The organism is Kitasatospora brasiliensis (assembly GCF_032654805.1).
GTDB classification, from domain to species: domain Bacteria; phylum Actinomycetota; class Actinomycetes; order Streptomycetales; family Streptomycetaceae; genus Kitasatospora; species Kitasatospora brasiliensis.
In genome coordinates, this window is record NZ_JAUOOW010000003.1 from 21,326 (window position 1) to 45,330 (window position 24,005).

The following is a 24,005-nucleotide window of genomic DNA, read 5'->3' on the forward strand; positions in this document are numbered from 1 at the left end:
CCCCACGTGCGCGTCGCCCACCGGTCTTCTCCGGTCGGGACCCCCATGGCAAGAGGACGTGTTCAGTCGTGAAGGTCGGCATCCCCCGCGAGGTCAAGAACCACGAGTACCGCGTGGCCATCACGCCCGCCGGCGTGCATGAGCTGGTCCGCAACGGACACGAGGTCTACATCGAGGACAACGCCGGTGTCGGCTCCTCGATCCCCAACGAGGAGTACGTGGCCGCCGGCGCCACCATCCTCCCCACCGCCGACGAGGTGTGGGCCACCGCCGACCTGCTGCTGAAGGTCAAGGAGCCCATCGCCTCCGAGTACCACCGGCTGCGCAAGGGGCAGACCCTCTTCACGTACCTGCACCTGGCGGCCGACCGTCCGGGCACCGACGCGCTGATCGCCTCCGGCACCACCGCCATCGCGTACGAGACCGTGCAGCAGTCGAACGGCGCCCTGCCGCTGCTCGCCCCGATGTCCGAGGTCGCGGGCCGTCTGGCCCCGCAGGTCGGCTCCTACCACCTGATGCGTCCGGCCGGCGGCCGCGGCACCCTGCCCGGCGGCGTGCCCGGCACCCACCCGGCCAAGGCCGTCGTCATCGGCGGTGGCGTCTCCGGCTGGCACGCGGCCACCATCGCCGTCGGCATGGGCTACGAGGTCACCCTGCTGGACCGCGACATCAACAAGCTGCGCGAGGCCGACCGCATCTTCGGCACCAAGGTCAAGACCATCGTGTCGAACGCCTTCGAGCTGGAGAAGGCCGTCCTGGAGGCCGACCTGGTCGTCGGTGCCGTCCTGATCCCGGGCGCCAAGGCCCCGAAGCTGGTCACCAACGAGCTGGTCTCCCGCATGAAGCCGGGCTCCGTGCTCGTCGACATCGCCATCGACCAGGGCGGCTGCTTCGAGGACTCGCACGCCACCACGCACGACGACCCGACCTTCAAGGTCCACAACTCGGTCTTCTACTGCGTGGCCAACATGCCGGGCGCCGTCCCGAACACCTCCACCTACGCGCTGACCAACGCCACCCTGCCGTACGTGCTGGAGCTGGCCAACCGTGGGTGGAAGGAGGCGCTGCGCCGCGACGCCGCGCTCGCCAAGGGCCTGAACGTGCACGAGGGCCAGATCACCTTCCCGGCCGTCGCCGAGGCCTTCGGCCTGGAGTCGGTCTCCCTGGAGAGCGTGCTCGCCTGAACCCCCTGACCGCACAGCGGTCGTTCGCCCCCGACCCGATCCCTTCGGGTCGGGGGCTTCGCCGTGCCCGTGAACGGCGGGTGGAGCGGGTAGGTCGCTCTGTCGTCAATATCCGTCGGTCATGTCACCCGCCCGCGGAAACACCTGGGCCGATTGCCCGCTGATCCCTTGACAGCAGCCCGCTGGATAGTCGACACATCGTGCCCACTACCGTGGATTGTGTTGCTGCGAACGCCTTGAACGGCCTAGAGTCGCAAACCGTCGGCATGCTGCCACGCTGACGAATCGACATAGAGTCCTGGATGCCCAAGGAGGTAAGACGACTTGTGAATGAGTCGACAATTGCTCCCGGGGGTGGTCAGCCAGGACTGGCGGAGCTCACCGCCGGCCAGCCGAGTGAGGAGCCCGGGGCCCGGCAGCCCTCCGTGGGCTCGGCCGAGGTCGGCTCGGTCGCACTCCGTACCTTCGAAGCACGCCAGAACACAGCACAGGTGACCACGGTGACCGATCACGACGCCGACTTGGCGGCCTACGGCCTGGCCTACGGCGAGTTCGCCTACGGCGCCTACGACGACCCGGACGCCGAGTACGAGCCGGACCCGGAGTACGCCGCCACGCTGGCCCCCGACGCCGCGCGCCAGCGCCGCGAGCGGGTCGGCCCGACCGGCCGTCCGCTGCCGTACTTCCCGATCCCCGCGCCGGTCGCCGAGCACGGCCCCGCCCAGATCATCGCCATGTGCAACCAGAAGGGCGGCGTCGGCAAGACCACGTCGACCATCAACCTGGGCGCGGCGCTGGCCGAGTACGGCCGCCGGGTGCTGCTCGTCGACTTCGACCCGCAGGGCGCGCTCTCGGTCGGCCTCGGCGTCAACCCGATGGAACTCGACGTCACCGTCTACAACCTGCTCATGGAGCGGGGCCTGACGGCCGATGAGGTGCTGCTCAAGACGGCCGTGCCGGGCATGGACCTGCTGCCGTCCAACATCGACCTCTCCGCCGCCGAGGTGCAGCTGGTCAGCGAGGTGGCCCGGGAGTCCGCGCTGGCGCGCGCCCTGAAGCCGCTGCTGCCCGACTACGACTACGTCATCATCGACTGCCAGCCCTCGCTGGGCCTGCTGACGGTCAATGCGCTGACGGCCGCTCACAGCGTGATCGTCCCGCTGGAGTGCGAGTTCTTCGCGCTGCGCGGTGTCGCGCTGCTCACCGAGACCATCGAGAAGGTGTGCGAGCGGCTCAACCCCGAGCTGCGCCTGGACGGCATCCTGGCCACCATGTACGACTCGCGCACCGTGCACAGCCGCGAGGTGCTGGCGCGCGTCGTCGAGGCGTTCGGCGAGCACGTCTTCCACACCGTCATCGGGCGGACCGTGCGCTTCCCGGAGACCACCGTCGCCGGCGAGCCCATCACGACGTACGCGACCAACTCGGTCGGTGCCGCCGCTTACCGCCAGCTCGCCAGGGAGGTGCTCGACCGGTGCCGCCCCGCCGAGTGAGTCTCCCGGGTGCCGACGAGCTGTTCCGGACCACCGGGGGGATGGCGCTGTCGCCCTCCCTCGCGCCGCGTCCGGCCGCCGAGGCACCCAGAGCGGAGACCGCGCGGACCGTCAACGGCCCGGACGGCGCCGAGGGCGCCGAGTCCGCCCAGGGGGCCCAGGACGACCGGCAGCCGACGCCGGAGCAGCTTGCGGCCGCCACCGTGCCGGGGCCCGCGCAGCCGCCCGTCCAGCGGCCCGGTGCGGCCACCGGGCCCGGCGCCGCCGGGAAGACCGTCCCGGGCGGCCGTACGGCCGGTGCCGCCCCGGCCGGCCGAACCCACCAGGGCGCCGCGGAAGAGCAGCCCGGTGCCGCCGGGCGGGCCCGGCCGCGCGGCCGCGCGCCGCGCCGGCCCAGTGGGCGCGAGCGGCACGACGAGAAGATCACGGTGTACGTGTCCGCCGAGGAGCTCATGGACCTGGAGCACACCCGGCTGGTGCTGCGCGGCGAACACGGCCTGGCCGTGGACCGCGGGCGGATCGTCCGGGAGGCCATCGCGGTCGTCCTGGCGGACCTGGAGCAGCGCGGCGAGGCCTCGATCCTGGTCCGGCGGCTGCGCGGACGGTAGGCAGCACGGTGCCGGGCGGGCGGCAGGGCGTCGAGGAGGCGCCGGGGAGGCCCTCGGCCGGATCGGAGCGCCGTCGCCGGCCCTGAGGGCCGTGGACGCGCGCCGAGGGCCCCGTGCGGGCCCGTGGGCGTCCGGGGGGACGTCGGCCCGGGCCCGGTGGGCGGCGTGTCGGTGGCCCCCGCGGCGGGGCCCGGGCCGAGGACGGGCGAAGATGGACCGCCATGCCCAGAACCGCCAAGCCCAGAACCGCCAAGCCCAGCACCGCCGAACCAGCCGCCACCGTCGCGAGCGCGACCGAGGACGAGTCGCGGGGCGGCTTCCGGGTCCGGCTGGACAACTTCGAGGGCCCCTTCGACCTGCTGCTCAGCCTGATCGTCAAGCACAAACTGGACGTCACCGAAGTGGCGCTGGCCACCGTCACGGACGAGTTCATGGCGCACATCCGGGCGATGGGCCCGGACTGGGACCTGGACGCCGCCACCGAGTTCCTGGTGGTGGCCGCCACCCTGCTCGACCTCAAGGCCGCCCGGCTGCTGCCCGCGGCCGAGGTCGAGGACGAGGCGGACCTCGCCCTGCTGGAAGCCCGTGACCTGCTGTTCGCCCGGCTGCTCCAGTACCGGGCGTACAAACGGGCGGCGGCGGTCTTCGGCGAGCGCTGGGCGGCCGAGCTGCTGCGCCGGCCCCGCAGCGCCGCCCTGGAGCCCCGGCACGCGCGGCTGCTGCCCGAAGTGGTCATCGGCGTCGAGGCGCGGCGGTTCGCCGAGCTGGCGGCCAGGGCGATGGAGCCCAGGCCCGAGCCGGTCGTCTACGTGGACCACATCCACACCCCGCCGGTGAGCGTGCGCGAACAGGCCTCCCTGGTGGTCGGGCTGCTCACCGAGCTGGGCGAGGCCTCGTTCCAGCGGCTGGTCGAGGACGCGCCGGACGACCTGGTGGTGGTCGCCCGCTTCCTGGCGCTGCTGGAGCTGTACCGGGAGCGGGTGCTCGCCTTCGAACAGCCGGAGGCGCTCGGGGAGCTGCTGGTGCGCTGGGTGGCCGAGGAGGGCCGGGTGGCGGTCGAGGTGACGGACGAGTTCGACCGGCCGCCGGGCGAGGGCGAGCGAGAGGCCGAGGAGGACGAGCGGCGATGAACGAGGGCAACGAGGGCGGGCGGCCGGTGCGGCGCCCGCTGGGGCTGCCGGGGCGGCCGCGCGCCGAGGACTGGCTGGAGCCGGCCTTCACGCTGCTGCCGGAGCCGGTGGAGCAGCTGGAGTCTGGGGAGTCGGTCGAGGAGGCGCGGGTCGTGCACCAGAAGTCGGCCCCGCCGACCTCCGGTGCCGGGCGGGCCGCCGACGCCGGGCTGCGGGCCGAGCTGGAGGCCGTCCTGATGGTCGTCGACGAGCCGGTGGGGGAGGAGCGGCTGGCCGGGGCGCTGGAGCGGCCCCGGGCCGAGGTGGCGGCCGCGCTGCGCGAGCTCGCCGCCGAGTACACGGCCCAGGGCCGCGGTTTCGACCTGCGGCAGGTCGCGGGCGGCTGGCGGTTCTACAGCCGGGACGCCTGCTCCGAGGCGGTCGACCGCTTCCTCCTGGACGGCCGCCAGGCCCGGCTCACCCAGGCCGCGCTGGAGACTCTGGCGGTGGTCGCCTACCGGCAGCCGGTGTCCAGATCTCGGGTTTCCGCCGTCCGCGGTGTGAACTGTGACGGCGTGATGCGTACCCTGGTACAGCGAGGACTGGTGGAAGAGGCCGGATCCGAGCCCGAAACAGGTGCGATCCTGTATCGGACGACGAACTACTTCCTGGAACGGATGGGGCTCCGCGGCCTGGATGAGCTGCCGGAGCTCGCTCCCTTCCTGCCCGAGGTCGACGACGTGGAAGCGGAGTCCCTGGAGGGCACGATGATCGCGGAGGCGGTCGCCGCCGCTGCCGCGCAGGCCGCGGACGGCAGTGGCGAGGCCGGTCGGGCCGGGCCCGATCGGTAGGGGGCGGTGAGGTCGGCCGAAACGACCGCACATCCCAGACGGAACGACGTACGGACACTTTGATGCGTAGCAGTGGCAACGGCAGGAACAGCAGCGGCGGCGGTAGCGGTCGCGGCGGACAGGGCGGGGGCCGGGGCGGCGGCTCCTACGGCGGCGGCAGCGGCTCCTACGGTGGCGGCCGCGGCGGCTCGGGCTCGGGCTCGCGCGGTGGTTCGTACGGCGGTGGCGGTGGCGGCGGCTCCTACGGCGGCGGCCGGGGCGGCTCGGGCTCGGGCTCGGGTTCCGGCTCGCGCGGCGGCTCGTACGGCCGTGACGACCGGCGCGAGGGCCGCCGGGACGACCGGCGCGACGACCGCCGCTACCCGGACCGCCCGCTGCGGCCCGAGGAGCGCAAGTACGACCGCCCCGAGTACGGCGGCGGCCCCAACGCCACCCCGGCCCGCGGCGGCTACTCCGGCCGTCGCCCCGGCCCGGCCCCGCGCCCGCGCCGCGAGGGCCAGGGCGCCCCGGGCGACCCGCGCCGCCAGCCGCAGCGCTCCCGCGAGCTCCAGGCCAAGATCGAGGACGCCGTCCTCGCCCGGCACGACAAGCCGGCCGTCAAGCTGCCCAAGACCTTCGGCGAGCCCGAGGGCGAGCGCCTCCAGAAGGTGCTGGCCCGGGCCGGCGTCGGCAGCCGTCGCGCCTGCGAGGAGCTGATCGAGCAGGGCCGGGTCGAGGTCAACGGCAAGCGCGTGACCGAGCAGGGCAAGCGGGTCGACCCGCAGAACGACGAGATCAAGGTGGACGGCCTGACCGTCGCCACCCAGTCCTACCTGTTCTTCGCGCTGAACAAGCCGGCCGGCGTGGTCTCCACCATGGAGGACCCGGACGGCCGCCAGTGCCTGGGCGACTACGTGACCAACCGGGAGACCCGGCTGTTCCACGTCGGGCGCCTGGACACCGAGACCGAGGGCATCATCCTGCTCACCAACCACGGCGAGCTGGCCCACCGGCTGACCCACCCGCGCTACGGCGTGACCAAGACCTACCTGGCCGCGATCCAGGGCCCGATCCCGCGCGACCTGGGCAAGAAGCTGGCCCAGGGCGTCGAGCTGGAGGACGGCTACGCCCGCGCCGACAGCTTCAAGGTGATCTCCAACGTCGGCAAGAACTACCTGGTCGAGGTGACCCTGCACGAGGGCCGCAAGCACATCGTCCGCCGGATGCTGGCCGAGGCCGGCTTCCCGGTCGAGAAGCTGGTGCGCACCCACTTCGGCCCGATCGCCCTGGGGGACCAGAAGTCGGGCTGGCTGCGCCGCCTGACCAACCCGGAGGTCGGCCAGCTGATGCGCGAGGTCGGGCTGTAGGCCCGTCCGCATCCTTGGAGCCCCCGGTCGCACGAGCTGCGGCCGGGGGCTCCGGCGTTCCCGGGGCGGGGGGTGTCCACGTTTCGGACAGGGCGTGTGAGCCGGGACGCAACCGCTGGTCATGGCCTTGTCAGTGCCATGACCCGTGGCCGAGGATGGCCACCGGGCGACCGCCCCGCCGGGTGGCGGGACCGCGCCAGCGCGGCCGTACGGAGCGGGGCGGAGCCGGGCCGACAGGGGAAACGGGCTAGCGGGGGGAGAGGGCGTCGTGTCCGATGCAGCACTGGGGCGAGCCGGCGGACGGGCCCTCGGCGCGCTGGGACTGGCCGAACCGGACGGGCGGGTCTACGCGGCGCTGGTGGCCAACCCGCAGTCCACGGCGGAGGAGCTGGCCGAGAGCTGCGGGCTGACGTTCCAGCAGAGCGTGCGCGCCCTGGACCGGTTGGCGCAGCAGGGCATGGCCACCCGGGCGCCGGTGGACCGGCACCGCTACCTGCCCGTCCCCCCGGACGTCGCGATCGGGACCCTGATCGGCCACCGGGAGTCCGAGCTGCGCTACGCCCGGGCCGAGATGCACCGGCTGATGGACGCCTTCCGGGAGGCCTCGCGGTACACCGACCCGGCGCATTCGGTGGAGGTGCTGACCGGCGGCGAGGCGATCGCCCAGCGGCTGGAGCACATCACCGAGACCAGCCGGCACCAGGTGCGCGGCTTCGACCGCCCGCCGTACATCCAGGACCCGGTGGCGCCGATGCCCCTGCAGCGGCGGCGGCTGCGCGAGGGCGTCAAGTTCCGGACGATCTACGACCGGGAGGCGGTGGCCTGGCCGGGGCGGCTGGAGAAGAACATCCTGGCCGGGGTCGCGGACGGCGAGGAGGCGCGGGTGCGACCGGCGCTGCCGATGAAGATGATCATCTCGGACGACCGGATGGCGATCATCCCGATCAGCGTCGGCGACAGCGTGCTGGACGCCGCGTACGTGATCCACCCCTCGGCGCTGCTCCAGGCGCTGGACACCCTGTTCGAGGCGGAGTGGGAGCGGGCGGTCCGGTTGCAGGCGGAGGACGGCGCGCAGGACGCCGCGTCGGAGCCGGAGGCGGACCATCGCAAGCTGCTCGGCCTGCTGGCGGCCGGGCTCACCGACGAGTCGATCGCCCGTTCGCTCGGCTGGAGCGCCCGCACCACCCAGCGCCGGCTCCAGAGCCTGATGCGCGCGCTGGGCGCCACCACCCGCTTCCAGGCCGGGATGGCGGCCCGGGAGCGGGGGTGGCTGTAGCGGGGGTGGCTGTGGCCGCCCCGTCAGCTCCAGGGGCTGAGCGAGGCCCAGCGGCCGTCCGGGCCGCGCTCGACCTTCTCCAGGCCGACCACGGCGGTGCGGTTCAGCCGCCCGTAGATGTGCGGGAACAGCACGCCGGGGGTGGCCCCGGGCGGCGGGGCGCCGTGCGCGGCCTCCCACTTGATCATCGGCTCCACCAGTGACTCCTCGATCAGCAGCACCATCAGCGGGTCGGGGGTGTCGGCGAAGAAGGCGTTGGCCACCGCGAGCGCCGTCTGCTCGTCCGCCGAGCAGTGGATGAACCCGTCGGTCAGCAGCGAGGCGGTGGCGTACGGGCGGCCAGGGTCGGCCAGCCAGTCGTCCAAGGGGGCGAGATGGAGGATCATGCTTCCTTTTCTACCCGTTGTCTCCGGTTTGGTCCTGAGCGGTCGTCATCGGCACGGCGGTGTCCGCCGCCGTGCCGCGCGGGGCGGCCGCAGCCCGGCCGCTCGGGCCGGAGCCCGGCGTCCCCGGGTCAGAGCCCGGCCACCTTGGCGGAGGCGGACACCTCGTACACCAGGGTGAGGGTGCGCCGGGCGCCCGGGGCGAGCGGGACGTCCCAGCGGACGATGCCCTCGGCGTCGAAGGCGTCCGGGGCCGGCGAGCACTCCTCCTTGCGCAGCCGCACCTCGACCGCGGACACCTCGGAGACCGGCACCCGCTCGCGCACCGTGACGATCCGCTCGTCGTGTTCGTCCGGGCCGGAGAAGCGGGACAGGTGCAGCCGGACCGTACGGCTGGTGGTCTGGCGGCCGGTGAGGCCGGCGGTGGCCTGGCGCTCCTGCGCCTCGCGGACCACCCGGTAGCCGTCCGAGCTGCCGAAGGACAGCTCGGCGTCGGCGCCGGCGGCAGTGAAGCGCAGCTCGCCGCGGCCGGAGAAGCCGCTGCCGCGGACCAGCTCGACCGGGCCGGCCAGCAGCGGGTGCCCGGCCGCGTTGCGGAACCGGACCACCTGGGTGACCAGCGGGGACAGCTCCGGGGCGCAGGCGTACTCGCTGCTCGCCGGGCCGGTGAAGGCGCCGAGCGGCACCCGGTGGGCGCGGCCGTCGCCGGGAACGGTCGCGGGAGCGGGGGCGGGCAGCACCCGGACCTCGCCACCGTCGTCCACACCCGGCAGCCGGGAGGCCGGGCCGAGGGTGGCGACCGCCTCCTCGCGCAGCTCGACCTCGACCGTGCGGCGCTCCTCGTCGGTGCGCTCGCGCAGCACCAGGACGTCCTCGGCGACCGCGGGCGGGTCGGTGGCGAGGGCGGAGCGGGCGGTGGAGAAGGTGAGCCGGACGTTCGTCCAGTCCTCGCCGGTGCGCTGCCAGACCACCGCCTCCGACTCCAGGCGCAGGCCGTCGCCGTCCAAGGTCGCCCGGTAGGAGGGCCGCCACAGGGCGCAGGGCACCAGGTGGGAGACGGTCAGCTCGGCCGGGCCGTCCTGCGCCGCCTCGACGGTGAGCTCCAGGTGGGCGGTCAGCTCCGCCGGGTCGTCCTCGGCTTCGTCCAGGGCGGTCAGGGCCTGCGAGTGCTCCTGCTCCAGGCGGCGCAGCCGGGAGTGGGTGGCGCGCAGCTCCTCGCCGTAGCGCTCGCGCTCGGCGTCCACCCGGCCGAGCTCGCGGGCCCAGCGGTTGGGTTCGAGCTCGCCGAGGCCGGCGCCCTCGCCGATCTCGCGCAGCAGGTCGGCGGAGAGCTGGGCGAGCAGGGCGAGCCGGGCCTCCAGGCGGGCGCGGGTCTGCTCGGCCAGGCGGGTCTCGGCCTTCAGCCGGTGCAGCCGGTGGCGCAGTTCGGAGTCCTGGGGGTCGGGCGGCAGCGGGGCGCGTGGGGTCCAGGCGCGCACCAGCCGGGCGTCCAGGACGCGGACGCCGTCGGTGGCGGACTCGGCGCGCAGGGTGCGGTCGACGGCGAGGGCGGTGAGCGGGCCCAGACGCAGCCGCCGGACGCCCGCGGCGAGCACGACCGTGGTGGTGCGCTCGACCTGGCTGCGGTCCTCCAGACAGGTCACGGCGGTGACGGGGAGGGGAAGGGTCTCGACGGTCATCGCTCAGTTCCTCCGGTTTCCGCCGACGATGGCCTTTCCGGCCGGGATCTTGATCAGGTAGCCGCCGTCCAGTTCGACGCGGCCGCCCGGCGGCAGGTCGACCCGCCAGAGCCGGGTGCTGGGCGGGCAGTCCGGGGTGGCGGCGGCCGGGGTGTGCCAGTCGGCCCGCTCCTCGATCCGGATCTCGGCGTCGGAGGTGACCGGCACCCGCTCGCGGACCTCCACCGTGACGGCGCGTGCGAGCCGGTTCGCCAGCCGGACGTGCACCCGGTGGTCGAGCGCGGTGGTGTTGCCCTTCAGCATGCCGCTGGTCGACTCGCGCAGCTCGGTGCGGCGCGCCACCTCGATGCTCTCGGCGACGCCGATGCCCAGGCGCCGGGTGCCGCCGGGCGCCAGGGTGGGCAGGGCGGCGGTGAGCAGGAAATCGTCGTCCACGGTGACCTCGACCGGTCCTGCCAGGACGGCCTGGTCGCCGCGGTTGGCGAGCACCAGGGTCGCGTACACCTTCTCCTCGACGGCGGGGACGGTGACGTACTCGGGGCGGACGGCGAGTGGGATCTCGGCGACGGTGACGGTGTGCCAGGTGCCGTCGGAGGGGATGTCGGCGGGGGCGGCCGCGTCGAAGCGGTGGTCGAAGGAGCCAGCCGAGACGCGGGGCGGGACGGCGTGGCGGGGCAGGGCGAGATTGCGCACCCGCGCTCCGCCGTCGCCGCCGGGCAGGGCCCAGGAGAGTTCCTCGCGCTCGGTCCGTTCGGGGCGGGGGTGCAGGGTGCCGCGCCGGGCGGCGGGTGCCTCGGGGCCGGCCAGGACGAGGTCGGGGTAGTCGAGCAGGGCGGCGTCCGGGACGAAGCCGGTCGGCGGGGGCGGGGCGGTGCGGCGGCGGGCTTCCCTCGGCGGGAGGCCGCCCGGGGCCTTCGGCATCGGTGTGGCGGGGGCGACGGCGGCGACGGGGACCGGGGTCGGCGCGGGGGCGCCGTAGCCGGCGAAGCCGCCGGGGGCGGCTGGGCCGCCCGGGGCCGGGGGCATCGGCTCGTCGGCGCTCAGCAGGCCGCCGCCGTGGGGGGTGCTCGCCTCGGCCGCCGCGAAGAGCTCGGCGCGGGGGCCGGCCGGCCCGCCGAAGTGGGCGGCTCGCGGTGCGGCGGCTCCTGACGGGACACCGGCCGACACCGGGACCGGGGCGGTGCGGCGGGGCGCGGGGCGGTCGGCGCCGGCCGCGTCGTAGCCGGTGAAGAGGTCGGCCAGGCCGGCCGGGGGCTCGCGCCAGCCGGAGGGCGCCGGGGCGGGCTGGCTGCGGCCGATCCGCAGCGAGGCGAGCCGGGGCAGGTCGGTGCGGCGGTCGAGGTCGGCGGTGGACAGGGCGAGGCGTACGCCCGTCCAGTCCTCGCCGGTGCGCTGGGCGACGGTGGCGCGCAGGACCAGGTGGGCGGTGTCGGAGCCGGTCCGGTAGGACAGGCGGTAGGCGGGCACCCAGCGGGCGGCGGGGACGCCGTACTCCAGTTCCAGGTCGACGGTGCCCGGGGCGGCGCTCTCGGTGGCGTTCCCGGTGGTGAGGGTCAGCAGGGCGGTGGTGGTGGTCCCGACCGGCTCGGCCAGGCCGGCGGTGGACTCGCGTTGCAGCCGGTCGGCGGCCAGGTCGCGCTCGTGGTCGGCCAGCTCCAGCTGCCGGGTGAGTTCCTCCGCGCGCTCCTGGAGCCGGGCCAGCCGCTGGTCGACGAAGTCGGCGAGCTCCAGCCAGGCGTCGGCGGGCGTGCGGCGCAGCGGCTCGTCGTGGCGGCGCTGCGGCGGGACGGCGCGCAGCGCGGAGGTCTCGGCGATCGCGGCCAGGACCAGTCGACGGCGCTCGGCGAGGGAGCCCCGGTGCTCGGAGGCCTCGTCCAGCGCCCGGCTCAGCTCCGGGAGCCGGTCCGGTTCGCGCAGTTCGGCGAGCAGTTCCAGCCGGGCCTCGGTGACGGCGGTGCCGGTCGGCCCGGCGAGCACCCGGGCGCGCAGCGAGCGGCCGTCCAGGGAGGAGGGCAGGCCGGTCAGCCGCAGCCGTCCGTCGGGCGGGAGCGGGACGGTGGCCCGCCGCCGGCACACCGCGCCCTCGGCGTACACCACGACGGAGTCCAGGACCGACGGGTGGGCCGGTACGGCGAGCGGTTCGGACCGCCCGCTCCGGTCGCTGTGCTGATCGTCCATGCGCAACCCCTTCGTTCGCGTGTCGCCCGCCGCCTGACGCCGGTCGTGTGGTGCGTGGTGCTGCCGTGCCCGCGCCTTCCCCGATCCCGGGCGGCCAGTCTGCCCCGCTCCGGGGCGGGCGTCGCCGGATTTCCGGGTGCGGCGCGTGCACCGTGTGGGACGGCGCCGGGCCCGGCGCGGTTGCCGGTGCCAGGCGCGGCCGGACGCCGTCGTCCCAGGTGCCGGGCGGTGGGGGCTTCGGCGGGGCGGATGAGGGAGGATGGGGCGCGGGTGCTCCCGGACGGTTCCGGCACCTGTCGAGAATCGTGATGAGGAGAGCGACCCGCCATGCGCACTGCCGTCGTCGTCGGCACCGGACTGATCGGCACCTCCGCCGCGCTCGCGCTGACCGCCCGCGGGCTGACCGTCCATCTGGAGGACGCCGACCCGGACGCGGCCCGCACCGCCGAGTCGCTCGGCGCGGGCGTCACCGAGCCGGCCGACGGCCCGGTGGACCTGGCGATCATCGCCGTCCCGCCCGCGCTGGTCGGCACGGTGCTGGCCGACTGCCAGCGCCGCAACCTGGCGCACCGGTACACCGACGTCGCCAGCGTGAAGGCCGGCCCGGGCAGCGACATCGCCGCGCTGGGCTGCGACACCGTCCACTACATCGGTAGTCACCCGATGGCCGGGCGGGAGCGCTCCGGCCCGCTGGCCGCCCGCGCCGACCTCTTCGAGGGCCGCCCCTGGGTGCTCACCCCGACCGCCGACACCGACACCGACACGCTCAACGTCGCGCTGGAGCTGGTCGCGCTCTGCGGCGCGGTGCCGATCGTGATGGACGCCGCCGAGCACGACCGGGCCGTCGCCCTGGTCTCGCACGCCCCGCAGCTGGTGTCCTCGCTGGTCGCGGCCCGGCTGGAGAACGCCGACGAGACCGCCATAAGGCTCTCCGGCCAGGGTGTGCGCGATGTCACCAGGATCGCCGCCTCCAACCCGGGCATGTGGGTCGACATCCTCTCCGCCAACGCCGGCGCGGTCGCCGACGTGCTGGAGGCGGTCGCCCGGGACCTCGGCGACACCGTCACCGCGCTGCGTGCCATGGACGCCGTCGAGGAGGGAGAGCGCGAGGCGGGCGCGGCCGGGATCGAGGCGGTCATGCGGCGCGGCAACACCGGTCAGGCCCGCATCCCCGGCAAGCACGGCGCGCCGCCCACCCGCTACGAGACCGTGGCGGTCGTGCTGGGCGACCAGCCGGGTGAGCTGGGCCGGCTGTTCGGGGAGGTCGGCGAGGCCGGGGTCAACATCGAGGACGTCGTCATCGAGCACTCGACCGGGCAGCAGGTCGGCTTCGTCCAGCTGTCGGTGGCGCCGGTGGCGGTGAAGCGGCTGATCAAGGCGCTGCGGGCGAGCGGCTGGAACGTCCGGGACTGAGAGGATCGACCGGCCGGGCCGACCGGCCGGGCCGACCGGCCGGGAGCGGCTGTTCGGGAGCGGCTGTTCGGGGCCATCGGCTGGGCCGGACGGGTGGCGGAGCGTGTCACGGCGGCGGTCCATTAACCTTGAGGGAGACAATCCCCGGCCGTCCGCCTGCCCAGGCTCCGGATCCCATGCTCAGAGAGAGGTTCGCCCCGTGGACACTGCCGACCGAGCGCACGCCCCGGTCGTCGTCGCCATCGACGGACCTTCCGGCTCCGGCAAGTCGACCGTCTCGCGGGCGGTCGCCGCCCGGCTGGGCCTGAGCTTCCTGGACACCGGCGCCATGTACCGGGCGATGACCTGGTGGATGCTGGCCAACGAGGTCGACGTCGACGACCCGGAGGCGGTGGCCGTCGCGTGCGGCAAGCCGGTGATCGTCTCGGGCACCGACGCCGACGGCCCCACCATCACGGTGGACGGCCAGGACGTGTCCGGCCCGATTCGCGGCCCCGAGGTGACCGCCCAGGTCAGCGCCGTCGCCGCGGTGCCGGCCGTACGGTCCCGGCTGGTCGAGCTCCAGCGCGGCTGCGCCGAGGTCGCCGAGCGCGGCATCGTCGCCGAGGGCCGGGACATGGGGACCGTGGTGTTCCCGGACGCCACCGTCAAGGTCTTCCTGACCGCCTCCGAGGAGGCCCGGGCCGCGCGCAGGGCGGCCGAGCTGCGCGCCAAGGGCGTCGACGAGGCGACCATCACCGCGATGGCCGCCGACCTCGCCCGCCGGGACGCCGCCGACTCCTCCCGGGAGACGGCCCCGCTGGCCCAGGCCGCGGACGCCGTCCTGGTGGACACCAGCGACCTCACCCTGGAGCAGGTGATCGACCGGATCGCCGGGCTGGTGGAGGAGCGGGCCGGGCTGTCCTCGGTCTGACCCTGTCAACGGTCCGGCCCTGTCGCCGGTCGGACCGGTGGCGAGCCGGTCGTACGTGCCGATCGTGCGGTGAGCCGATCAGCGAGCAAGCCGACCATCGAATGACACCGCGGGCCGTCGAGGCGCCGCGGAGACAACCATCGCGCTGCCCCGAGCGGGGCAGGTACGCACGGCACGCCCCTGGGAAGGGCCGGGCCGGGAAACGGAACAGACGAACATGACCGCAGAGCACTCCGCCACCGGCCCCGGTGAGCTGGACGCCGCCGACTACGCCGAGTTCATGGCGCTCGCCGCCGAAGAGGGCTTCGACCTCGACGGCTTCGACGCCGTGGACGGTGCCGAGCTCGTCCGACTGCCGGTGCTGGCCGTGGTGGGCCGCCCGAACGTCGGCAAGTCGACCCTGGTGAACCGCATCATCGGCCGCCGCGAGGCCGTCGTCGAGGACAAGCCGGGCGTCACCCGCGACCGGGTCACCTACGAGGCCAGCTGGAACGGCCGCCGCTTCAAGGTGGTCGACACCGGCGGCTGGGAGATCGACGTCCTCGGCATCGACGCCATGGTGGCCGCGCAGGCCGAGCTGGGCATCGAGCAGGCCGACGCGGTGCTGTTCGTGGTGGACGCCACCGTCGGCGCCACCGACACCGACGAAGCCCTGATCAAGATCATCCGCCGGGCGGGCAAGCCGACCGTTCTGTGCGCCAACAAGGTCGACGGCCCGTCCACCGAGGCCGAGGCCGCCTACCTCTGGTCGCTGGGCCTCGGCGAGCCGTTCCCGGTCTCCGCGCTGCACGGCCGCGGCTCGGGCGACCTGCTGGACGCCGTCATGGCCGCGCTGCCCGAGGCCCCGCCGCAGACCTTCGGCGACGCCGCCCCCGGCGGCCCGCGCCGCATCGCGCTGATCGGCCGGCCCAACGTCGGCAAGTCCAGCCTGCTGAACAAGGTCGCCGGCGAGGAGCGCGTCGTCGTCAACGAGCTGGCCGGCACCACCCGCGACCCGGTCGACGAGATGATCGACCTCGGCGGCAAGACCTGGAAGTTCGTCGACACCGCCGGTATCCGCCGCCGGGTCCACCTGACCGCCGGCGCCGACTTCTACGCCTCGCTGCGCACCTCCTCCGCGCTGGAGAAGGCCGAGGTCGCGGTCGTCCTGATCGACGCCAGCGAGACCCTCGCCGAGCAGGACACCCGGATCATCTCGATGGCCGTCGAGGCAGGGCGCGCCGTCGTCGTCGCCTACAACAAGTGGGACCAGCTGGACGAGGAGCGCCGCTACTACCTGGAGCGCGAGATCGAGCGCGACCTCGTCCAGGTGCAGTGGGCCCCGCGCGTCAACGTCTCGGCCAAGACCGGCCGGCACATGGAGAAGCTCGTCCCGGCGATCGAGACCGCGCTGGAGGGCTGGGAGACCCGCATCCCGACCGCGCGCCTGAACGCCTTCCTCGGCGAGCTGGTCGCCGCCCACCCGCACCCGATCCGGGGCGGCAAGCAGCCGCGCATCCTGTTCGGCACCCAGGCGGGCATCCGTCCGCCGCGCTTCGTGCTGTTCGCCTCCGGCTTCCTGGAGGCCGGTTACCGGCGCTTCATCGAGCGTCGGCTGCGCGAGGAGTTCGGGTTCGTGGGGACGCCGATCTCGATCTCGGTGCGGGTCCGGGAGAAGCGCAAGAAGAAGTAGTAGCAGTGGGTGAGGAGTGGCCGGTCGCCTGACCGGCCGGTCCGCCCACTGACGGCCGGAGGGCCTCGCCACGGTGGTGGCGGGGCCCTTTGGCGTTTCCGGGCCCCGCCGGGTGCCGGTCGGCGCTCATCGGCCCGGCTGTCAGTGGTGGTCGCCGCTGGGGCCCGGGGGCAGGGAGAGCATCTGGCGGTGGCGGCCGCGGGTGGACGGGGTGGTGGTGAGGCCGGTGGTGACCGTGCCCATCACCGGGGCGGGGGCGGGCGGCGCCGGCGGGGCGGGCGCGGGCACCGACATCGGGTGCGGGGGCGCGCCCAGGTAGCCGGCCGCGACCCAGCCCTGACCGTTGGTGAACTGGGCGACGGGGGCGACGGATTGCTCCGGGGCGGGGGCTCTGGTGGCGCGGCCGGGGTTCTCGCCGGTGAGGGCGAGGGCGGGGGCGGAGATGGGGACGGGAGCCGGAACGGGCGCGGGGGCGGCGGGCTCGGGGTGGCCGTGGCGATGGCCGGGGGTGTGGCTGCCGGGGGTACTGGTGTGGCTGCTCGGATGGGCGTTGGTGTGGATGCCGGTGTGACCGCTCGGGTGGCTGCCCGGGTGGCCGCTCGCATGGGTGCCCGGGGGACCGCTCGCGTGGCTGCCGGCGTGGCCGCCGGTATGACCGCCGACGTGGCCGGAGGCCTGGCCGTGCGGCTGGCCGCCCGTGGGCCCGGAGCCGTGGTGCTGATGGCCCGGCACGAACTGGGGGAGCCCCGGCGCCTGGCCCGCGAGGGTGTGGAAGGCCTGCTGCTGGGGCGGGTACGGGCGCTGTTCGCCGAGCACCGGGTAGCCGTCGCGGACCGCGAAGCCGGTGAACTTCAGGTCCTCCTCGCCCGACCGGTCGCCGGGCAGGGCCCGGAAGAGGCGCCGGTACTCGGAGTACAGCTCGTCGTAGATCGGCGTGGTGGAGTGCGGGTGCTCGGCGTCGTACGAGGGGCGCATGCCCGGGATCGAGCGGGAGGCGGTGGTGGACCGGCCGGGGGACGCGGAGACGTCGTAGCTGTACACGTAGGGGCCAACGAGCGAGAGGGACGGGGGATGCGGGGCGTGGAGGTACGGGGCGCGGGGGCGCCGTCGCGCCGGAGCGGGACGGGGAGGGCGCGCCGGGCGTGGTGTGGACGCGCCGGGGCGCGGTGCGAGCAGTGCGCCCCGTCCGGGGGCGCGGGCGAGCCGGGCAGGCGCGCGGCCGGTGCGCGCCCGCCCGCCGAAAGGCGGCCTCGGGGAAGGAGGCCGCCTTCCGGCGGGCGGGGCACCGGGCGGATCAGGTCCCGGCGAGCGGGAGGGAGGCGGCGACCACCTGACCGAGCGCCACCGCCCGCTCCAGCGCCTGGCGCAGCAGGTCCTCGCGGGGCTGACGGCCGACCATGCCGGCCGGTACGGCGTACATGGTCACCTCGGAGAGCTGGTTCGCGGCCATCCGCCAGGCGTCGGTGACCTGGAGCGGTTGGTGCGCCTGCCACCAGCCGGTGCTGCCACCGGCCGCGGCGGGTTGGAGGACCGCGTGCAGCTTGCCCATTGCGACCAGGACCGACCAGCCGGGCAGCTGCTCCGGCGTCTCGTCCAGGTCGGTGACGGGCTGGAAGCCGGCGTCCTGGAGCAGGTCGAGGAACTCGTCCTCGCCCGAGGTGCTGCCGGGGCGGCCGACCGGCCCGGTCGGCTCGACCACCAGCGAGGCGTGCCCGACCTTGCCGTGCAGGACCAGCCCGCAGGTGATGCCGAGGATGGCGGCCTGGCCGGGCGCGGTCGGCCGGCTCGGGTCGGGCCCGGCGGGGGCGGCCGGAGACGGCGCCGGACCGGGCTGCGCGAGGGCGGGGGCGGCCAGGTCCGGGCCGCCGGTGTGCGACTGGCTGATGCTGCGGACGGCGCCGGCCAGCTGCTCCTCGGAGACCGCGACGACCTGGGAGGGGATGCAGCGGGCGTGGGCGAAGGCGAGGACGGCGGTCTCGTCGCCGACGAACAGCACGGTGCTGGTGGGCTCCACATGGGTGTCGCCGGGCGTCCGGCAGGAGGTGCATTCGTAGCTGTCGGGGGCGCGGTCGCCGACTAGCAGGCGGTCGGCCTCGTCGTCGCCGATCTCGGACCGGACCTCGTCGCTGACGTCGAGCATGCGCGGCACAGGGTCTCCTCGGATGGGTGTGGATGGGGGTTCGGGGGCGGACACGGAGAGGTCGACATGCCCAACGGGTCCTTGTGTCAGGCGTCACGGGTGCCCATCGAGGCTGACGGGAATTGCTCCGGATCCGACCGCGAGGCGTGTTCTCGTGGTCGCAATCTGTCGATGTCGGTGCCGGGACTGCCGGAACGCGACGGTGAGGTGAGTCACGCCGCCGCGATGTTTGATCTAGGAATCGACGGCTAAAGCGGACAATTCGGGCATGATTCTGCGGGTCTTACCGCCGGTAACCCTTGGCTGAGCTGGGAAGACCTCCGGAGTTTTGGTTTCCCCGACGAACGACTCGTAGCTTCTTGGGCGGCGCAACGAGCGCCACCCGGGTTCACCCCCGACGCACAGCCCCCCGGCCCGCCGGGCGCGGCAGGTGCCCGCCGACACGACCGCTCGAACAGGTCGTCGGTGAGTGGCTGGGTGGCCGGGGCGGCAGCGGCACGTCCGACACGTGCACGGCCGTCCGACGGACGCGGCAAGCGATCGCGGCCCTTCCCAGGGCCTGGTTCCGCATGCCCGCCCGGGGCTGTCGAGAGGAACCCCATGACCTTCCGTCACGAGACCGCCGCTGCCACCACCTCCGCCGCCACCAAGCGCAACCGCGTTCGGATGGCTGTCGTGGCGGGCGCCGCTGTCGCGGCCCTGCCGGTGGCCGGCCTCGTCACGGCCACCTCCGCCTCCGCCGCTTCCGTCGCCACCTGGGACGCCGTCGCCCAGTGCGAGAGCGGCGGCAACTGGAGCATCAACACCGGCAACGGTTTCTACGGCGGCCTCCAGTTCACCTCCAGCACCTGGGCCGCCTTCGGTGGCACCGCCTACGCCCCGCAGGCCAACCAGGCCACCAAGGCGCAGCAGATCGCCGTCGCCGAGAAGGTCCTCGCCTCGCAGGGCCCCGGCGCCTGGCCCGTCTGCTCCGTCAAGGCCGGCCTGACCAAGGGCGGCACCCCCGCCGCCGTCGACACCTCGGCGGGCTCCACCTCCACCGCCGCCAAGCCGGCTCCGGCCCCGAAGCCCGCCGCCAAGCCGGCCGAGGCCCCGAAGGCCGCCCCCAAGGCCCAGGCCGCGCCGAAGAACGACGCCGCGCCGAAGGTCGACGCCGCGCCGAAGGCCGAGGTCCGGAAGTCCGCGCCGAAGGCCGACCAGGGTGCCAAGTCCTGGAAGGGCTCGAACGCCGCCAAGCCGGCCGCCAAGGGCGACTACACCGTCAAGGCCGGTGACACCCTGAGCTCCATCGCCGCCGCGCAGGGCCTGGACTGGCACGACCTGTACCAGAACAACGCCAAGGTCATCGGTGGCAACCCGGACCTGATCTTCCCGGGCCAGACCCTCAGCATCTGAGGTCCCCTGAGCCCTGAGCCCTGAGCCCTGAGCCCTGAGCCTTGAGCTCGGAGCCCCGGGCCCGGCTTTCACGGCCGCTCTCCCGCCGCGCGGATCACTCCGCCCGGCGGGGGAGCGGCCGCTTCGGCTTCGTGGGGTTGCCCCGGTGGTGGCGCCGGGCTGGGCCGGGGAGGGCGCGGTGCGGGAGGATGGCGGGGTGATCCAGGGCGAGCTGTTCGACGATCCGGGCGAGTCCTCGGGCGCGCGTCGGCGCTCCGAGCCGGCCCCCGGCGCCGTCCTGCTCCCCGGCTGGCTGGACCTCGACGCGCAGCGCCGCCTGGTCGGGGCCTGCCGGGAGTGGGCCCGCCCGCCGGCCGGTCTGCACGCCGTGCGGATGCCCACCGGCGGAATGATGTCCGTACGCATGGTCAGCCTCGGCCTGTACTGGTACCCGTACGGGTACCGGCGGGTCGCCGAGGACGGCGCGCCGGTCAAGCCGTTCCCGCCGCTGCTCCGGGAGCTGGCCCGCCGGGCCGTCGCCGAGGCCTACGGGCCCGCGCTGGGCGGGATCGCGGGCGCGGCGTCGTACGAACCGGACACCGCGATCGTCAATCACTACGCGCACGGCGCGAAGATGGGCCTGCACCAGGACCGCGACGAGCGGGCGGACGCGCCGGTGGTCTCGCTCTCGCTGGGCGACACCTGTGTGTTCCGGCTCGGGAACACCGAGACCAGGACCCGGCCGTGGACCGACTTCGAGCTGCGCAGTGGTGACCTGCTGGTGTTCGGCGGTCCGTCCCGGTTCGCGTACCACGGGGTGGTGCGGACGCTGCCGGGGACGGCCGATCCGGCGCTGGGGCTGGTCGGGCGGCTCAACGTCACGGTGCGGGAAACGAGGCTGGGGACGTAGCCGAAGGGGCTCCCGCCGACGGGTTCGTCTCCTCGTTCGAGTGAACTGGGGGTTCCGACCCGCCGCAAGGGAATGACCCAGGTCGCCAGAAGATTCGAGTGAGCTGGAGAATTCGTTCGGAGTCCGGAGAGGAAGCGTGAGCATGGGTACCCCCGTCGACGATCTCGTCGATCTGCTCGACCTGGAGCAGATCGAACTCAATATCTTTCGGGGGCGCAGCCCCGAGGAGGCGCTGCAACGGACGTTCGGCGGCCAGGTCGCCGGGCAGGCGCTGGTCGCGGCGGGGCGCACGGTGGACGACGAGCGCCCGGTCCACTCCCTGCACGCCTACTTCCTGCGCCCCGGGGTGCCCGGCGTGCCGATCGTCTACCAGGTCGACCGGATCCGCGACGGCCGCTCCTTCACCACCCGCAGGGTGCTCGGAATCCAGGGCGGCCGGTCGATCTTCGCGCTCACCGCGGACTTCCACCGGCCCGAGGAAGGCGGCATCGAGCACCAGTACCCGATGCCGCCGGTCGCCGCCCCCGAGGACCTGCCCAGCGCCCTGGACGAGGTCGGCTCCCGGCTCGGCGAGCTGCCCCCGTTCATCAGCCGCCGCCAGCCCTTCGACATCCGCTACGTGGAGCGGCTGCGCTGGACGGACGAAGAGCTGGAGGGCGTCGAGGCGCGCAGCGGCGTCTGGCTGCGCACCAACGGCCGACTGCCGGACGATCCGCTGATCCACGTCTGCGCCCTCACCTACGCGAGTGACATGACGCTGCTGGACGCCGTCCGCGCCCCGGTCGAGCCGCTGTGGGGCCGGCGCAACTTCGACATGGCCTCGCTCGACCACGCGATGTGGTTCCACCAGCCGTTCCGGACGGACGACTGGCTGCTGTACCAGCAGGAGTCCCCGATCGCGCACGGCGCGCGCGGCCTGGCCCGCGGGCAGATCTACGACCGGAACGGGCAGCTGGTGGTGTCCGTGGTGCAGGAGGGGCTGTTCCGGCCGCTGAAGCGCCAGGACGGGTAGGCGCCGGTTTCGGCCGGTGCCTCGCCCCGTGTTGCGGCCCGTTTCGGCGCGTTGCCGCGGTGTGGCGGTTTCGGCGACCCCGGGCCGGCGGGGATGATCCGTCCGCGCGGACAGCGTTGTGGAGACCGAGACGGGCGACCCGAACGGCGGGCCGTCCACGGACCGAGCGGGAGGGTGGACCGATGACGGAGACGGCCGCGGAGGACTGGAAGCACTGGAGCGACGGCCGGGCGGCGTCGGTGAGCGCGCCGCACGGCCAGCTCGCACTCACCGGCACGCACTGGCTGGGGCCCGAGCCCGCCGGGATCCCCGGCCTGCCCGGGCACTGGTGGGCCGACGCCGAGGGCGTGCGGGTCCGGGCGGCGGCGGCCGACGGCATCACGGTCGACGGCGCGGGCGCACCGCTGGACGGCGAGGCGCTGCTCCGCCCGGACAGCGACCCGGCCGCCGACACCGCCACCCTGGGCGAGGTGCTGCTCGTCCCGATCGAGCGGGAGGGCGAACTGGCCCTGCGGACCTTCGACCCGGCCGCGCCGCGCCGGACGGCCTTCGCGGGCATCTCCGCCTACCCGTACGCGCCCGAGTGGGCCGTGCCCGCCGTCTTCACCCCGTTCGCGGACGGTGACACGCGGTCGGTCGTGGTCCCGAACGCCGACGGCAAGGAGCGTCCGCTGGCCGTCACCGGGCAGATCGCCTTCACCGTGGCGGGCGAGCACCGCACGCTGACCGTCAGCCGGTCCGGCAACCGGCTCAGCGGTGTGATCGCGGACGCCACCAGCGGCATCGACACCTACCGCTTCCGCTTCATCACCCTGCCGGCGCCGGACGCCGAGGGCCGTACCGTTCTCGACCTCAACCGGGCCTACCTGCCGCCGTGCGCCTTCTCGGACCACTTCATCTGCCCGTTCCCGCCGCCGGGCAACCGGCTGGACTTCGCGGTGGAGGCGGGGGAGCGGCAGGTGCTGAGCCGGTAGTCGGCCGGCAGATGCCGAGCCGGTAGCGGGCCCCGGTGCGGGCCCGTCCGGGGGCGGGGCGGAGCATGGGTGGCTATGTCGGACCACCAGCATTCCACCCCGTCCCCCTCGCCCTCCCCTTCCTCGGCTGAACCCGAATCCGAACCCGAATCCCCACCAGGGGCGGAGGACGGGTCGGCGTCGGCGCCGGGCGCCGACTCGCCCTGGTACCGGCGGGCGTTCGCCGACCTCAGCCCGCTGCGCGACCACCCCGACTACCGCCGGCTCTGGGCGGGGCAGGCCGTCTCCTCCATAGGCCAGCAGATGACGGCCGTCGCCGTCTCCGTCCAGGTCTACGACCTGACCGGCTCCGCCTTCGCGACCGGCCTGGTCGGCATCTTCTCCCTCGTCCCGCTGGTCGCCTTCGGCCTCTACGGCGGCGCGATCGCCGACACCGTCGACCGCCGGCGGCTGGGCCTGATCGGCTCGGGCGGCCTGGCGGCCGTCTCCGCCGTCCTCGCCGCGCAGGCGCTGGCCGGCCTCGGCCTGGTCGCCGTGCTGTATGCCGCCGTCGCCGTCCAGGCCGGCTTCTTCGCGCTCAGCTCGCCCGCCCGCTCCGCGATGATCCCCCGCCTGGTGCCCAGCCACCAGCTCCCGGCGGCGAACGCCCTGAACACCGTCAGCATGAACCTCGGCCTCACCCTCGGCCCGATGCTCGGCGGCGTCCTCATCGGCGCGTACGGCGCCCAGGCCGCCTACCTGGTCGACACCGTCGCCTTCACCGCCACCCTCTACGCGATGTGGCGCCTGCCCGCCATGCGTCCGCTCGGCGAGCGCAAGGGCCGCGCCTCCGTCCTCGACGGCCTCCGCTTCCTGCGCGATCAGCCCAACCTGCGCACCAGCTTCCTCGCCGACCTGGCCGCGATGGTCTTCGGCATGCCGCGCGCCCTCTTCCCCGCCATCGCGATCACCTTCTACGGCGGCGACGCCGGCACCGTCGGCCTGCTGGTCTCCGCCCCGGCCGTCGGCGCCCTGGTCGGCGCGCTCTTCTCCGGCTGGGTCGGCCGGGTGAACCGCCAGGGCATCGCCATCCTCACCGCCGTCGCCGCCTGGGGCCTGGCCATCGCGGCCTTCGGCGCCCTCCACGACCTCTGGCCCGGCCTCGTCCTGCTCGCGGTCGCGGGCTGCGCCGACACCGTCAGCATGATCTTCCGCAACACGATGATGCAGGTCGCGGCCCCCGACGAGATGCGCGGCCGCCTCCAGGGCATCTTCATCGTGGTCGTGGCCGGCGGCCCCCGCCTCGGCGACTTCGAGTCCGGCACCGTCGCCGCCCTCACCAACCCCGCCACCTCCGTGATCACCGGCGGCCTCGCCTGCGTCGCCGCCGTCCTCCTCCTCGCCGCCCGCCGCCCCGCCTTCCTCACCTACGACGCCCGCCACCCGACCCCCTGACCCATCCGCCCTCCCTCAACCTGGCAGCGAGCACCCCCCGACGTGCTGTATTGTTT

Annotated in this window: 20 protein-coding genes and 1 pseudogene; 15 read left to right on the forward strand and 6 right to left on the reverse strand. The window is 74.5% G+C overall.

The window, feature by feature from the left end:
• The first annotated feature begins 68 nt into the window (after positions 1–68).
• The 5 genes from ald (at position 69) to scpB (ending at position 5,245) form a co-directional block, all read left to right on the forward strand.
• A complete protein-coding gene (ald, locus tag QWJ13_RS13045; protein ID WP_316524048.1) occupies positions 69–1,184 on the forward strand; it encodes an alanine dehydrogenase in 1,116 nt (371 codons plus the stop codon).
• A 425-nt stretch (positions 1,185–1,609) separates the two neighbouring features.
• Positions 1,610–2,677, forward strand: a complete 1,068-nt coding sequence (locus QWJ13_RS13050) for a ParA family protein (protein WP_030245868.1) — start codon at positions 1,610–1,612, stop codon at positions 2,675–2,677.
• Positions 2,674–3,285, forward strand: a complete 612-nt coding sequence (locus QWJ13_RS13055) for a hypothetical protein (protein ID WP_316524051.1) — start codon at positions 2,674–2,676, stop codon at positions 3,283–3,285. Before QWJ13_RS13050 ends, QWJ13_RS13055 begins: the two co-directional genes overlap by 4 nt.
• 221 nt (positions 3,286–3,506) lie before the next feature.
• On the forward strand, positions 3,507–4,415 hold the full coding sequence (locus QWJ13_RS13060; protein ID WP_316524053.1) for a segregation and condensation protein A: 909 nt from the start codon (positions 3,507–3,509) through the stop codon (positions 4,413–4,415).
• Positions 4,412–5,245: an SMC-Scp complex subunit ScpB gene (gene scpB, locus QWJ13_RS13065; RefSeq protein WP_316524055.1), complete on the forward strand. Its 834-nt coding sequence runs from the start codon at positions 4,412–4,414 to the stop codon at positions 5,243–5,245. Before QWJ13_RS13060 ends, scpB begins: the two co-directional genes overlap by 4 nt.
• A 336-nt stretch (positions 5,246–5,581) precedes the next feature.
• Here the strand turns inward: scpB and QWJ13_RS34345 are convergent.
• A pseudogene (locus QWJ13_RS34345) lies at positions 5,582–5,755 on the reverse strand (23S ribosomal RNA methyltransferase Erm); the annotation flags it as partial.
• A 92-nt stretch (positions 5,756–5,847) separates the two neighbouring features.
• On the opposite strand from QWJ13_RS34345, the gene QWJ13_RS34350 reads away from it, so the two are divergent.
• Both QWJ13_RS34350 and QWJ13_RS13075 read left to right on the forward strand, forming a co-directional pair.
• Positions 5,848–6,591, forward strand: coding sequence for a pseudouridine synthase (locus tag QWJ13_RS34350; RefSeq protein WP_432277517.1), 744 nt, complete (start codon positions 5,848–5,850; stop codon positions 6,589–6,591).
• A 268-nt stretch (positions 6,592–6,859) separates the two neighbouring features.
• Positions 6,860–7,867, forward strand: a complete 1,008-nt coding sequence (locus QWJ13_RS13075; protein ID WP_316524058.1) for a helix-turn-helix domain-containing protein — start codon at positions 6,860–6,862, stop codon at positions 7,865–7,867.
• A gap of 23 nt (positions 7,868–7,890) precedes the next feature.
• On the opposite strand, the gene QWJ13_RS13080 is transcribed toward QWJ13_RS13075, so the two are convergent.
• From QWJ13_RS13080 to QWJ13_RS13090, 3 genes are all read right to left on the reverse strand, one after another.
• Positions 7,891–8,253, reverse strand: a complete 363-nt coding sequence (locus QWJ13_RS13080) for a DUF952 domain-containing protein (protein ID WP_316524060.1) — start codon at positions 8,251–8,253, stop codon at positions 7,891–7,893.
• A 128-nt stretch (positions 8,254–8,381) separates the two neighbouring features.
• A complete protein-coding gene (locus QWJ13_RS13085) occupies positions 8,382–9,929 on the reverse strand; it encodes a mucoidy inhibitor MuiA family protein (protein ID WP_316524062.1) in 1,548 nt (515 codons plus the stop codon).
• 3 nt (positions 9,930–9,932) lie between these two features.
• Positions 9,933–12,107 (reverse strand): mucoidy inhibitor MuiA family protein, encoded by a 2,175-nt coding sequence (locus tag QWJ13_RS13090; RefSeq protein ID WP_316524064.1) that lies wholly within the window; start codon positions 12,105–12,107, stop codon positions 9,933–9,935.
• A gap of 327 nt (positions 12,108–12,434) precedes the next feature.
• Between QWJ13_RS13090 and QWJ13_RS13095 the strand changes: the two genes are divergently transcribed.
• The 3 genes from QWJ13_RS13095 to der all read left to right on the forward strand — a co-directional run bounded on the left by QWJ13_RS13095 (position 12,435) and on the right by der (position 16,105).
• The gene (locus tag QWJ13_RS13095) at positions 12,435–13,520 is read left to right on the forward strand and encodes a prephenate dehydrogenase (RefSeq protein ID WP_316524066.1); all 1,086 of its coding nucleotides are present in this window, start codon (positions 12,435–12,437) and stop codon (positions 13,518–13,520) included.
• Between the two features lie 199 nt (positions 13,521–13,719).
• The gene (gene cmk, locus QWJ13_RS13100; protein ID WP_316524068.1) at positions 13,720–14,433 is read left to right on the forward strand and encodes a (d)CMP kinase; all 714 of its coding nucleotides are present in this window, start codon (positions 13,720–13,722) and stop codon (positions 14,431–14,433) included.
• Between the two features lie 217 nt (positions 14,434–14,650).
• On the forward strand, positions 14,651–16,105 hold the full coding sequence (gene der / locus QWJ13_RS13105; RefSeq protein WP_316524070.1) for a ribosome biogenesis GTPase Der: 1,455 nt from the start codon (positions 14,651–14,653) through the stop codon (positions 16,103–16,105).
• A 141-nt stretch (positions 16,106–16,246) separates the two neighbouring features.
• Here der and QWJ13_RS13110 read toward each other — a convergent pair whose 3' ends face one another.
• Together QWJ13_RS13110 and QWJ13_RS13115 are read right to left on the reverse strand one after the other, a co-directional pair.
• Entirely contained in the window at positions 16,247–17,146 is a 900-nt protein-coding gene (locus tag QWJ13_RS13110; RefSeq protein WP_316524072.1) for a hypothetical protein, read from the reverse strand.
• Positions 17,147–17,399: 253 nt separating this feature from the next.
• Positions 17,400–18,254, reverse strand: a complete 855-nt coding sequence (locus QWJ13_RS13115) for a DUF8842 C-terminal domain-containing protein (RefSeq protein ID WP_316524073.1) — start codon at positions 18,252–18,254, stop codon at positions 17,400–17,402.
• Positions 18,255–18,845: 591 nt separating this feature from the next.
• Between QWJ13_RS13115 and QWJ13_RS13120 the strand changes: the two genes are divergently transcribed.
• The 5 genes from QWJ13_RS13120 (at position 18,846) to QWJ13_RS13140 (ending at position 23,949) form a co-directional block, all read left to right on the forward strand.
• The gene (locus QWJ13_RS13120) at positions 18,846–19,640 is read left to right on the forward strand and encodes a transglycosylase family protein (protein ID WP_316524076.1); all 795 of its coding nucleotides are present in this window, start codon (positions 18,846–18,848) and stop codon (positions 19,638–19,640) included.
• 199 nt (positions 19,641–19,839) lie between these two features.
• The gene (locus tag QWJ13_RS13125) at positions 19,840–20,529 is read left to right on the forward strand and encodes an alpha-ketoglutarate-dependent dioxygenase AlkB family protein (protein ID WP_432277518.1); all 690 of its coding nucleotides are present in this window, start codon (positions 19,840–19,842) and stop codon (positions 20,527–20,529) included.
• Between the two features lie 142 nt (positions 20,530–20,671).
• Positions 20,672–21,541 carry an acyl-CoA thioesterase gene (locus QWJ13_RS13130; RefSeq protein ID WP_316524078.1) on the forward strand — a complete coding sequence of 290 codons (870 nt, stop codon included), beginning with the start codon at positions 20,672–20,674 and terminating at the stop codon, positions 21,539–21,541.
• Between the two features lie 182 nt (positions 21,542–21,723).
• Positions 21,724–22,515 (forward strand): DUF1684 domain-containing protein, encoded by a 792-nt coding sequence (locus tag QWJ13_RS13135; RefSeq protein ID WP_316524080.1) that lies wholly within the window; start codon positions 21,724–21,726, stop codon positions 22,513–22,515.
• A 75-nt stretch (positions 22,516–22,590) separates the two neighbouring features.
• Positions 22,591–23,949 (forward strand): MFS transporter, encoded by a 1,359-nt coding sequence (locus QWJ13_RS13140; RefSeq protein ID WP_316524081.1) that lies wholly within the window; start codon positions 22,591–22,593, stop codon positions 23,947–23,949.
• Positions 23,950–24,005 lie beyond the last annotated feature (56 nt).